9 protein-coding genes are annotated in these 13,054 nt (G+C 38.9%); 5 read left to right on the forward strand and 4 right to left on the reverse strand.

All coding sequences use genetic code 11. The features are described from left to right. Positions 1–264: 264 nt before the first annotated feature. Positions 265–1,923 carry a peptide ABC transporter substrate-binding protein gene (locus V7108_RS00330; RefSeq protein WP_335511836.1) on the reverse strand — a complete coding sequence of 553 codons (1,659 nt, stop codon included), beginning with the start codon at positions 1,921–1,923 and terminating at the stop codon, positions 265–267. A 344-nt stretch (positions 1,924–2,267) separates the two neighbouring features. On the opposite strand from V7108_RS00330, the gene fabF reads away from it, so the two are divergent. Further along, the gene (fabF, locus tag V7108_RS00335; RefSeq protein WP_335567083.1) at positions 2,268–3,512 is read left to right on the forward strand and encodes a beta-ketoacyl-ACP synthase II; all 1,245 of its coding nucleotides are present in this window, start codon (positions 2,268–2,270) and stop codon (positions 3,510–3,512) included. Positions 3,513–3,637: 125 nt separating this feature from the next. Continuing rightward, on the forward strand, positions 3,638–4,570 hold the full coding sequence (hprK, locus tag V7108_RS00340; RefSeq protein WP_335511838.1) for an HPr(Ser) kinase/phosphatase: 933 nt from the start codon (positions 3,638–3,640) through the stop codon (positions 4,568–4,570). Positions 4,571–4,636: 66 nt separating this feature from the next. Here hprK and V7108_RS00345 read toward each other — a convergent pair whose 3' ends face one another. After that, a complete protein-coding gene (locus V7108_RS00345) occupies positions 4,637–5,407 on the reverse strand; it encodes an IclR family transcriptional regulator (RefSeq protein WP_335567055.1) in 771 nt (256 codons plus the stop codon). Between the two features lie 223 nt (positions 5,408–5,630). Here V7108_RS00345 and V7108_RS00350 point away from each other — a divergent pair, with 223 nt between their 5' ends. Then, positions 5,631–6,794 (forward strand): Gfo/Idh/MocA family protein, encoded by a 1,164-nt coding sequence (locus V7108_RS00350; protein ID WP_335567056.1) that lies wholly within the window; start codon positions 5,631–5,633, stop codon positions 6,792–6,794. A 338-nt stretch (positions 6,795–7,132) separates the two neighbouring features. Then, on the forward strand, positions 7,133–9,421 hold the full coding sequence (locus V7108_RS00355; RefSeq protein WP_335567057.1) for a hypothetical protein: 2,289 nt from the start codon (positions 7,133–7,135) through the stop codon (positions 9,419–9,421). Positions 9,422–9,619: 198 nt separating this feature from the next. On the opposite strand, the gene V7108_RS00360 is transcribed toward V7108_RS00355, so the two are convergent. After that, positions 9,620–10,480, reverse strand: coding sequence for a helix-turn-helix transcriptional regulator (locus V7108_RS00360; RefSeq protein WP_335567058.1), 861 nt, complete (start codon positions 10,478–10,480; stop codon positions 9,620–9,622). Between the two features lie 86 nt (positions 10,481–10,566). Continuing rightward, on the reverse strand, positions 10,567–10,932 hold the full coding sequence (locus V7108_RS00365) for a DUF3899 domain-containing protein (RefSeq protein WP_335511848.1): 366 nt from the start codon (positions 10,930–10,932) through the stop codon (positions 10,567–10,569). 339 nt (positions 10,933–11,271) lie between these two features. Between V7108_RS00365 and V7108_RS00370 the strand changes: the two genes are divergently transcribed. Next, positions 11,272–12,942, forward strand: coding sequence for a peptide ABC transporter substrate-binding protein (locus V7108_RS00370; protein WP_335516429.1), 1,671 nt, complete (start codon positions 11,272–11,274; stop codon positions 12,940–12,942). Positions 12,943–13,054: the final 112 nt, after the last annotated feature.

The raw sequence follows: 13,054 nt of genomic DNA on the forward strand, positions 1-13,054 counted from the left end.
TTTTTTATCATTATGCCGATGATCATTTGTTTATTCGGGGATATATGCATATTTTTAAAAAGAAAGGGCAAAAAAAGTTTATTATAATACAAAAAATTACAAATGTAGACATAGATTTAGGTAGTAAATCCTTGTATAAAAAGGGTAGACAATAAAATAGACTGAGGGCAATCTATCTGAATTGTAAATGCAAAAGAATACCGGAGGGACGGTTCTGGTGGCTCTAATGCCACCAGAACCGTCCCTCCGGCTTTCCTGGCTGTTTTACTCGCCTACATCTGCCCACTTATATTCGTAGGTTGCACCAAATGGATTCACAAACACCCCTTGGATTCTAGGAGATACTAATTGTGCTCTTGAAGCCTGGTAAACAGGGGCAATTACTGCGTCTTCAAACAGCACTTTTTCCGCCTCTAAGAAGTTTTTATAGCGTGCTTTATTATCTGTAGCAAATATTGTTGCTGTTTCATTAACCAACTTGTCATATTCCGCACTAGAATATCCAGTCATATTGTTCCCGCCATCTGTAATCCATAAGTTCATGTAAGTAAATGGATCAAGGAAGTCAGGGCCCCATCTAGTAAGCTGAAGTTGATAATCCATACTTTTATCTAAATCAAGACGTTGCTTTTTAGGAATTTGTTTAATGTTGATCTTTAATCCTTCTAAATTTGTTGAAAGTTGGTTTGCAACGTATTCAACTAGGTTTTTAGTTGTCTTGTCATCATCTGCTAAGAACTCAAGTTCAACGGAATCAGTTCCTAATTCCTCCAATCCCTTTGCCCAAAACTCTTTTGCCTTCTCGAGATCATACGTGACTAGATCTCCACTTACTTTACGGAAATCCTCACCTGTCTCAGGCATAGGTGTAAAGTCTTTTGGAACCAAGCCATTTGCAGCGATGGATCCGTTGTTTAAAATCTCACCTACTAATGCTTCTTTATCAAATGCTCTGCTGAGAGCAGCACGGATATTCTTATTCGCCAATGCCTCTGACTTTGTTTGATTAAACTTTAAGAAATAAACAAATGTATCTGCTGAAACTGTATAGTCGTCACTAGTAGAATATTGGTCGACCAAGTCGGATGTTAAGTCCATACGATCAACTGTACCTTCTTCATATAAATCAAGTGCAGTTTGCGGGTCCTTTACGACTTTGAAAGTCAGTTTATCCATTTTTACCGTTTTTGCATCCCAATAGTCTTCATTCTTTACTAATTCCCATGAATCACTTGTGCTTGACCAATTAGAAATTTTGTAGGGACCATTTGCTAATAAGTTTTCCGAACTTGTTGCAAAACTATCGCCCTTTTCCTCTATAAACTTTTTATTTACCGGAAAGAATGTTCCGAATGTCGTTAATGTTTCAAAGTATGGTGTTGGATTTTCTAATTCAACGACGAGTGTAAAATCACCGTCAGCTTTTACTCCTAACTGATCAACGGCCGCCTCGCCCTTGTTAACAGCTGTAGCGTTTTTAATTACTCCGCTCATCATATACGGGCCATATTCTGAAGCTGTAGCAGGATCTACGGCACGCTGCCATGCATATACAAAGTCGTGAGCTGTTACCTTATCACCATTTGACCATACAGCATCTTCACGTAATGTAAATGTCCATGTCAGACCGTCATCACTAACTTTATGACTGGTGGCTATCCCAGGAGATGGCTGCGTCTTTTCATCTAGCCGGTATAAACCTTCCATGGTAGCCGCTAAGTAGATAAAGGAAGACTCATCTGTTGCTAAAGCTGGGTCCATTGATGGAATTGCTTCAGGATTTAAAAAGTTAAGTACTTTTTCCTCTGCCGCCTTGTCATCTGTTTTTGTGCCCGCTGGTTCCTTTGTCTCATCAGAACATGCAGCGAGTACACTTAGCATCAATCCAAATACCAAGAGTAATAGCAAATTTTTGACCTTCATTCATTTTCCCTCCTAATTTTATCTAATTCCAAATATTATATATGTATAGAATATTCGGACTATAGTAATTTATTATACTCATTAACTAGTTTGGTTGTAAAGATATTACATGGGTTATTTTGTCAGTATGAATCTCTGTCACACCATATGATATTATTTGCGAGATTTGTATAATAGATTAATATAATATTTTAGTTAATAATTAGTAGATTTCTTTTGTGATTTGCAATAGCAGGAAGGGATATTTGTAAAAGGTTAAATAAAAGGCTTACAATAATCTAAGTTTATTTTGATTTACTGGAGAAAGAACTGGCTTATAATTTAAATAAGAATGGAGGAGAGAAATAGTGAAAAGAAGAGTAGTGGTTACTGGTATTGGAGCAGTTACTCCTTTGGGGAATGATGCTTTTACAACATGGGAGAACATTAAAAATGGTGTATCAGGAATTGCTCCTGCAACGATATTCGATGTAGAAAAAGTTGATATTAAAATTGCGGCAGAAGTAAAAAACTTTGCTCCTGAGGAATATATGGATAGAAAGGAAGCAAGAAGAATGGGGCGTTACAGTCAGTTCGCTGTGGCTGCAAGCAAAATGGCTGTGAAAGATGCAGGTATTGAGGTTGGCGTTGATATTCAGCCTGAACGCGTCGGGGTTTGGATTGGGTCAGGAATAGGCGGTTTAGGTGAGTTCGAGGAACAGCATCGGAAATTTATTGAAAAGGGTCAAAGAAGGGTCAATCCATTTACAATTCCGATGTTTATCCCTGATATGGCAGCAGGTCAAGTCTCCATCGAAATTGGTGCAAAAGGGATTAACAATTGTTCCGTCACCGCATGTGCTTCTGGAGCAAATTCAATTGGAGATGCCTTCCGTGTAATCCAAAAGGGCGATGTCGACATGATAATTGCTGGGGGAACGGAAGCAACCATTACAGAAATGACCGTTGCTGGCTTTTCGAATATGACCGCTCTTTCGAAAAATCCAGATCCAAAAACAGCAAGCCGGCCTTTTGATCAAAATCGTGATGGGTTTGTTATCGGGGAAGGAGCTGGGATCTTGGTGTTAGAAGAATTAGAGCATGCTCTAGCACGGGATGCTCACATATATGGAGAGCTGATTGGATATGGTGCTACAGGTGATGCCCACCATATTACAACACCAGCACCGGAGGGAGAAGGTGCACAGCGTGCCATGAAGCTAGCAATAGCAGATGCTGAAATCTCTCCGGAACAAGTGGATTATATCAATGCCCATGGAACATCCACCTTTTATAACGATTTGAATGAAACATTAGCCATTAAGGAAGTATTCAAAGAACACGCTTATACTATTTCAGTTAGCTCGACAAAGTCAATGACAGGACATTTGCTTGGAGCTACGGGTGCAATCGAAGCAATCTTCTCTCTATTAGCAATTAAGGAAGGAATCCTCCCGCCAACGATTAATTATGAAACTCCTGATGAACAACTGGATTTAGATTATGTCCCTAACGTGGCAAGGAAGAAGGATATCCAAGTCACACTATCAAATTCATTAGGTTTTGGCGGTCATAATGCGACACTAATTTTTAAAAAATTTAGTAAATAAGGTTTTTTAGAAAGACGATTCCTGATAATATCAATAGAGTCGTCTTTTTAATTGCCTTACAGCTATTCGTAGAGGGCGATGAGGAATCCACTATTTATAAGTAAATAATAAAAGGGTGAATATAGGTGAAAAAAATTACCGTTGAAAACTTAGTTCAGAAGTTTTCATTGAAAGTAGTGGCTGGTGAAGGTCAACTGCAGAAAGTGATTACGCAATCACGGGTGCATCGTCCGGGCCTTGAATTTGTTGGCCATTTTGATTTTTTTCCAACTGAACGAGTTCAAATCTTGGGGAAAAAGGAAATTACCTATTTGCATAAGTTAAGTAATGAGGAACGGAAAATCCGGATTGGAAATATTGTCCACTATCATCCACCATGCTTTATCGTAACGGCTGGTGAAGAAGATATTACCTATTTAACGCATCATTGTATTGAACAGGCAATCCCGTTGTTAGTAACAAACAAAACGGAGATCACTTCAGAATTTATTACGAAATTAGATGCGTATTTGGTGAAGGAATTAGCACCTGAAATTGCCATTCATGGAGTTTGTATGAATGTGTCCGGCATCGGAATACTGCTTCGCGGAAATTCGGGAGTAGGGAAAAGCGAGACTGCGCATACATTAATTCGCCGAGGACATCGGCTAGTAGCGGATGATATCGTGGTCCTAAAGAAGCTTAGTCCGCAAACCATAATCGGAACTCATGATGAGAAAACCAAGGAGTTTTTGGCACTTCGCAGCATTGGGTTGTTGAATGTGGTGCGGCTTTATGGCCGCAAGGCATTTCAAGACGAAACACGAATTACACTTGATATTAATTTGACGAAGTGGGAAAAAGACGCCTTGTATAATGATTTGGATCAGGAAATAAACTATACGGACTATATGGGTGTTAAGATTCCATCCATGGAGATCCAGCTCCAACCGGGACGTGATGTGGCTGGCTTAATTGAGGCAGCAGCAAATAACTGGTATTTAAAGCAGCAAGGATACAGCGCAGCAGAAGAATTTATGAGCAGGATCGAAGCGGATATTACGTTATCCGGCAAGTAATAGGCAGAGTGTTAAGGAAACTGGACCGAAAAAGGGCCTCTCGTTATTTTTAACGAGGGGCCTTTTCTATTTAAAATCAAAGTGCCGATTAATATTCTTGCAAGTATCGAGAAGTGCTGCAGCAAGCTTCTCTTCATTCCCGTAAAAACGAGTTGCTGGGAGTGGAATCGAGATGGCGCTTAAATTCCCCATGCGGTCGACCACAACTGCGCCCACTGCACAAATTCCTTCAATGTGTTCCTCCCTTGCAAAAGCAACCCCATGATTACGAACCACTTCTAACTCCTTAAACAGCTCATCCCTGCTCGTAATAGTATGATCATTAAACTGCTGTAAATGATCTGGCAGCAGTTTTTCAACTTCCGCTCTAGGCATGGAGGCAAGTATTGCCTTTCCGTTCGCTGTGCAATGTAATGGAAAAGAGGCACCAGGTTGTGAAGTCGCCTGCAATGGATGCGGTGCGATAATTTGATCTACAAAAAGCACCTTCCCATTGTCTAAAACGGAGAGGTCTACTGTTTCATTGACTTGGTACGATAATTTTATTAAAAAAGGCCTGATATCTTCTCTTAAATCACGATGAACAGCCCCTGCCAGCATAGCAATCTCAGCTCCAAGACGATAACCTCCATTACTAGAAGCACTTGACACAAACCTTTCCTGTTCTAGCGTCGTGACAATACGTTGAACGGTTGACCTGGCCATGTCCACTTCTTTGGCTATCTGCGATAAGCTTAACCCTTTTGGATGATTTTTAAGAGCCCTCAGTATTTTAGCCGCACGGGAGATTACTTGAACATTAGCTGTTCTCGATGGATCCTGTTTTTCGGTGCTCATAAATATTTCCCCTTCCACATAATCTATTTCATTATAACTTTAATTTGTGTTGTTTCAATGCCTTTGCTTTTTGAAGGAGTACAAATAGGTTGACCCTGGAGATCATTCATCGTTATAATATGGTTAACCAATATGTGATACAGGTGTACCACGATGTGGTTAATGATTGTGACTAATGAAGATAACCTAGAGCAACTATTCGAACATAAAAGAGGGGAAAATAATGAGTATAGTTAAAATAGGTGTAATCGGAATAGGAAATATGGGCAGTTCTTATGTTGAAATGCTGGATAAAGGGAAAATTAAAGGCGCTGTGTTAACGGCAGTTTGCAGCAGTAATGAAAGCAGGATTGCATGGGTGGAAGCAAATACACAGGGTGATGTGAAAATTTTCAAGGACAAAGAGACATTTTTCAATGAGTCTGGTATCGATGCCGTTATTATTGCCACCCCTCATTATAGTCATCCAGAACTTGCAAAAATGGCCTTTGCAAGAGGAAAACATGTGATGATTGAAAAGCCAGCCGGGGTATTTACAAAAGATGTACTTGAAATGAATGCTGCAGCAAAATTTAGTGGCAAAGTTTTCGGTATTATGTACAACCAAAGGGCAAATCCCCTTTATCAAAAAATTCGAGACCTTATCAAATCAGGACAGATAGGCGATTTGAAACGAGTGAATTTGATTTACACTGCACCGTACCGCCCTCAAAGCTACTATGATTCAAGTAAATGGAGAGCAACATGGAAAGGGGAAGGCGGCGGGGTCCTTATCAATCAAGCCATTCATCAAATCGATTTGCTGCAATGGACGACCGGAGTAATGCCAACAAGTATCCGTGCAGTGAGCAGTTTAGGAAAATATCACGATATTGAAGTGGAAGATGATGTAACGGCGTTTTTGGAATATGAAAATGGGATTACAGGTGTGTTTATTGCATCGACAGGAGAAGCGCCTGGTACAAGCCGTTTCGAGATCGTTGGTGACCGTGGTAAAATCGTGGTTGAGGATGAGGAACTTGTTTTCCACCAATTAGCACAGTCGGAGCGAGAATTTAACTTGTCATTTACAGGTGGATTTGGTATGCCTGAATCTAAAAAAATAAAAATTCCAGTTGCAAGTGAAAATGGGAATCACAAAATAATTGTTCAAAATTGGGTGGAGGCAATCGAAAAAGGATTACCACTCCTTTCCCCAGGTGAAGATGGCATAAAAGCACTAGAAATTTCCAACGGTATCTACTTATCTTCTTGGTTAAATGAAATGGTAGAATTGCCAGTGGACCCAAACCTCTATTATGAAAAATTACTAGAAAAAATCAATACATCCACATTTGAGAAAAAGCATGTAACGAACACAACGTTAGATGTCAAAGGGACGCATTAAGCGGACAAATAGAGTCCGGCGACATTAAAAGGTTATAGAATTAAAAAATGTTGGTATATTATTAATTGGAAAAAATTAATAAAATGCATAAAACAAAGCCAGTTCTGACTTGAACTGGTTTTGTTTTTTTATGTGTAAAAGGGATATTACTAGGTATATATACGCACTTCTTTTGGCTTATCCCCTGCTTTACGTATTATAAAACAGTAATAGAACAACATTTTTAGCAAATAGGACAACAATTTTCTCTGCTATAAAATGGTAGTATAAGTATGAAAATTCAAACAACAGTTAAATGTTTTTGAATAACTATTAAAAATGCAGGGGAGGAAATGCATGTGAAACGTTTTAAAACCAAGGTGACTACTCTTGTGGCCTCAATACTTTTAACGGGCACTCTTGTTCCGGGCAGCGGGGGATTCTTGGCCGAAGAATTAAGTATTGAAAGTGTGTATTTTACGGATAATGAGCAAGCGAAATATCCTGAAAATGCAACTATTGAGTCCCTGCCCCAGGCAGTGCGTGATTTAGATGTAAAGGGTGTAATGGCGGACGGCAGTGTAGTAGATATTCCGAATACAAAAGTTACGTTGGAAAGCGGTAATACAGAAGTAGCTGCAGTTGATTCAGATGGTATCGTTAACGCAAAAGCTGACGGTGTAGCGAAGATTTCAGCAACAGTAAGCTCTGGAGATGTTACAAAATCAACTTCTGTGTTTATGCAAGTGAGAAACCCTGAAGACAGGTTTGTAGATGCAGCATTGTTGCATGATAAAATGACCATTGAAATTGGGGAGCCAGCACTGCTGGAGTCCGGTGATCAGATCCCTTCTATTCAGTTGGAGCCCTTTGTAAATGGGACTGTTACGGCTGAGCTAATCAAGGATGGCAAAGTCATTCAAACAGTACAAGAAAAAGCACTAAATAAAGGGAATAATGAAGAAATAACTTTTCAAGGGTTAGTGAATGGAAAAGGGCATTATGAAATCCATCTAGTTTATCATTTTGACGGTCAGCCTCAACATGATAGTTTCTTTTTTACCGTTCTCGATGAACCAAAAGTCGGCGGTAATGAAAGCAAGATTGTATATGTTGGGAAGGATGGAACGTTAGAATACACTCCTGATTATAAAGGGAATCAAATTCTAGACTTTTCAAACGCTGGCTATCAAGGCGGCGGTGTTAAAATTCCGGATGTACAAGCAAAGGTTGTACTTTCACCGGTTGAAGGAGACGATACGGCCAGCATTCAAGCAGCCATTGATGAAGTTTCTGCATTGCCGATGAATGAAAGTGGATTCCGCGGCGCCGTTGTTCTAGAAAAAGGAACATTTGAGATTAATAATCCTTTAACAATCCAAGCAAGCGGTGTTGTCCTGCGGGGGAAAGGACAGGAGGAAGACGGAACCATTGTGCTGTCTACATCAACGAAACAAATTAATATGCTGGAGTTAAAAGGAATAGAAGGAATTACGATTAATGAAGAAGTGAAAGAAAAAATTACTGAATTATATGTTCCGGTGGGCTCTCGTTCCTTCCATGTAGAGAATGCTGAAAACTTTAACGTTGGGGATGAAATAATTGTCCGCCGATATGGAAATGCACATTGGATTCATGAAATTGATATGGATCAAATTGTAAAAGACCCGGGTCCTGATACCGACGGAACCCTGCAATGGGAACCGTTTAATCTTGAGTTTGATCGTGTGATTACGGCGATTAACGGAAATATTGTTACGGTAGATGCTCCGTTGGCGGATTCGATTGATGTAAGATGGGGCGGCGGCGAAATCCTCAAATACCAGGATGAACGCATTGAGAACGTCGGTGTGGAGAACATCCGTTTTGACACCGTGTTTGATCCTTCAGTAACGAAAGTGCATAATAACGGAGAAACCTACTATGCCGACGAAAAGCATGCGAATACTGCCATCCGAATTGATAAGGCAAAAAATGCTTGGGTACGGGAAGTGACAGGACTTCATTTCCGATATAGTCTTGTTGATATTTCAAAAGCATCCAAATGGGTGACGGTTCAAGATACGAAATCACTTGATATGGTAAGTCAGATTACCGGAAGCCGGAGATATCCTTATAAATACGGCGGGCAATTACTGTTAACGCAGCGTGTTTATGCCAACACAGCTAGGCATGCCTTTTTAGTTGACAGCCGTGTAATGGGTCCAAATGTCTTTTTAGACAGCGTTGGGGAAATCAATTATACGAAGAGCGAGCCGCACCACAGATGGTCAGTCGGCGGGCTTTTTGACAATATAAAAGCACCAATTGCCATCCAGGACCGCCAGTGGTATGGAACGGGTCATGGCTGGTCAGGAGCAAACTATGTTGCATGGAACACAGAAGGCGATTTGATTATCCAGCAGCCACCAACTGCCCAAAATTATTCGATTGGACATGTTGGTGCCATTGAGCCTGGTGATTGGCCGAAGGCGGGCGATATGCGTCCACGTGAGCAAGGGTATGTAGAAAGCCATGGAAAGCATGTTAAACCGAAAAGCTTATATTTACAGCAGCTTGAAGACCGTCTTGGTAAACAGGCAGTGAAAAATATAAAGCAAACGCCTGTTGGCGGTAAGGACCTTGATATCCCAGTGAGCTCAAATTAAAAAAGTTTTTTTACAATATCATTTTTTAAGAGGGCTGTTTTCGTAACGAATGTTGTTAAAATCCTAAAGCCGATTTTAACGTGAAATTAGTTATTTTGCCCCAACGAATTAAGTTTGCAAGCTCTTTTCTTATTAAATTGATTTTTTCTCAATATTACACAGTAAACTCATTAATTTTCGTTATAAAAACAACAAAGTTTAAGAAAAGAGCTTCCTAAATTGATGAGGGCTGACACCGACGTTTTTTTTAAACAACTGGCAAAAGTATGAGAAATTGGTGAGTCCGACGGATTCACCAATTTCTTTTACAGACAGGCTGCTTGTCTTTAACAGCCAAGAGGCTTCCCTGATTCTCCGCGCGGTTAAATAGTCTGTAATGCTGCTGCCAACATGCTTTCGAAATAAGGAAGAGACATGAACAGGTGATAAATGAACGGACTTAGCAAGTGCATTCAATTCAAAGGGGTCCATATAATTCTCATCAATCCAGCGCATAATGAGTTCAACCGTGGAAGGCTGAATCGATGAGTTTTTAATGACATTTATGGCTTCATTCCATATAGGCTTTATGATAGAGAGCACTGCTATCATAAAGAGTGCCTGTTGTTCCAGCAGTTCAGCTGGAGATTTTTCTGCTGCTATCCTCTCAAAGAGTTTGATAAAATTTTCTATCTCTAAAAGTTTCTCATCCTTAAGGACTGGATTCATTTTTTTGTTGTAGCACATGCTCTGCAGCAGCTCATAAAGAGATGGAAAAGGAGACAGAAATTCCTCTAGTATTGCGGGTTCAAATACAAATAAAGAACGAATGTATGGTTGACTAGGAGAAGTTGAAAATTGAATATGATGCAGCTGATAGGGCTTAATGATAACTAATGTACCCTCATCAATATGGAAAAGCTGCTGATCAATGATCGCTTTTCCAATTCCCTTATGCACATACAGAAGTTCCATTCCCTGATGGGCATGATATACTTCTGTAAATGTTTCCGTTCGATTCTGTTCTAAGCGAAGCTGAATGGGGTGTTGATTAAGTTTTAAATAATTTAAGATCTTCATGCCTCTGTTCACTTCCAAACATTTTACGAGAATTCATTATCGAAAATAGAATTCTCTATTTCTTCATCATATCCTCCCTCTAGAATTTAGATGATATAGTAAATGAACAGTAAAAGTATGAGCAGGATAAGCAGAGAAACAGCTTGGAATTTAATCCTTTGATAGAGTGAAGAGTTAAATTTTTCAGAGGGAAGAGGTTTTTCACGCCACTCCTCGAGATAATCGTTACGTTTAAACATAATGCTGTTGAATCTTCTAAATCCGAACGTTACACCATCAAAGAACCCCCCTTTAATAGTGTACATTAGTAAAACGGTGGTAAAATAGATAATGCTAATATAGAATAAAGAATTAATAAAATTGAGCAAATTATAATCAGCTGAAAAAATGAAAAAAATCAAGAGGGTAAGCAACAGATTAAGTGAAAAAAACTTCCATTTATTTTTGAACATATCCTATTCACCTTATAATTTAGATTATTATTTTACACATGCATAGAAGAATAAACGTATTTTAACCTAACTTCCTCTGAAAGTATACTTTAACTGGTTTTTCCCTCCATGCTGGGAACATAGAAAAATTATGAAGAAATAATTTTTTTTTAAATAGCAAATAAAAAAGTGCTGGTATATCAACTGTAATGTTATTGTAATCTATAATGATATAATAATTTTTAGATTCTTTTATATTTTTAGTCTTTACAAGAGTAGTTGAAAAATAGTATGATTTTCTTAGCTTCTTTTTTAAGAGCGAATTGACAGAAAAATAAAACAATAGGAGGTCATTTTTTTATGAAGAAAAAGTATGCATGGCTTTTAGCCCTAAGCCTTGTGCTGAGCATGTTTTTAGCAGCTTGCTCAGGCGGCGATAAGGACACAGCTGACAAGGACAAAAAACCAGCTGATGACAAGCCAGAAGTTGAACAAGTATTAAACTTTATTAATGGTGATACAATCCCTTCTATGGACCCATCTACAGCAACTGATGAATATGGTTTCCAATTCTTAGGTGCTACAATGGAGGGCCTATACCGTCTTGATGAAAAAGGTCTAATAGCTGAAGGTATTGCAAAAGAACATAAAGTAAGTGATGATGGAAAAACTTGGACATTTACATTACGTGAAGATGCTAAGTGGTCAAATGGTGATCCTGTAACTGCTCACGATTTCGTTTATGCTTGGCAGCGTGCCGTTGACCCTAACACTGGATCTGAATATGGTCCATACATGATGGGCGGCGTTATTAAAAACGCAACTGCTGTTAACAAAGGTGAAGTTCCTGTTGATCAATTAGGTGTTAAAGCGGATGGCGATTTCACATTTGTTGTTGAACTTGAAAATGCTACTCCATACTTTGAATCATTAACAACTTTCGGTACATTCTTACCATTGAACCAAAAGTTCGTTGAAGAAAAAGGCGATACATTCGCAACTAGCGCTGATACTTTATTAGCAAACGGACCATACAAGTTCGCTACATGGACTAGTACTGCTAACGAGTGGGACTTAGTTAAAAATGAAACTTATTGGGACGCAAAAACTGTAAAATTAGAAAAAATGCATTATGTGGTAGTAAAAGATCCACAAACTGCTGTTGACTTATATGAAAAAGGCGAAGTTGACCGTGCTGGATTATCATCTGACCTTGTTGACCAATATTCAACGCATGATGATTACACAGTAGAACCTGATACTTCAGTATTCTATATGAAGTTGAACCAAACTAAAAATCCTGCTCTTAAGAACGTAAACGTACGTAAAGCAATTTCTAGAGCGTTTGATAAGCAAGCATTAGTAGATGAAATCTTAAACAACGGATCTATTGTTGCTAACGGTCTTGTACCAAAAGATTTCGTTTCAACTCCTGATGGTAAAGACTTCCGCGAAGTTAGTGGAGATCTTGTAAAATACGACGTAGCAGAAGCGAAGAAACTATGGGAACAAGCTTTAACTGAACTTGGTACAAAAGAAGTATCAATCGAAGTACTTGGCGGCGACAGCGAAGTTTCTAAAATGATGAACCAATACCTTGCAAACCAATTATCAACAAACCTTCCTGGTTTAAAAGTTACTTTAAAAGAAGTACCATTTGAACAACGTCTAGAATTAGATACTGCAATGGATTATGATATCCAAATTGCTGGATGGGGACCAGACTTCCTTGACCCATATACCTTCTTAAACCTATGGTTAACAGATGGTGGAAATAACATGATGGGCTTTTCTAACGCTGAATATGATAAGTTAATCAACGAGACTGCAACAACTTTAGCTCAAGATCAAGATAAGCGTTATGAGAACTTCTTAAAAGCAGAAAAAGTATTATTTGATGATGCAGCAATCGCTCCTATATATCAAAGAGCAAGTGCTCTGCTAGTTTCTCCAAAAGTACAGGGTGTGTTTACAAACGCATTCGGTGCAACTTACGAATACAAATGGGCTAGTGTTGGCGCTGAAGAATAATAGAAAAAAATAGTATATAAAAAATGCTATGAAAAAATTGAAAGGGAGTATATGCTATTAGGCATATGCTCTCTTTTCACCTGTGGACCTGAATATTCCGATTATAATAAAA

Source organism: Neobacillus vireti (genome assembly GCF_036962345.1).
GTDB classification, from domain to species: Bacteria; Bacillota; Bacilli; order Bacillales; family Cytobacillaceae; genus Neobacillus; species Neobacillus vireti_A.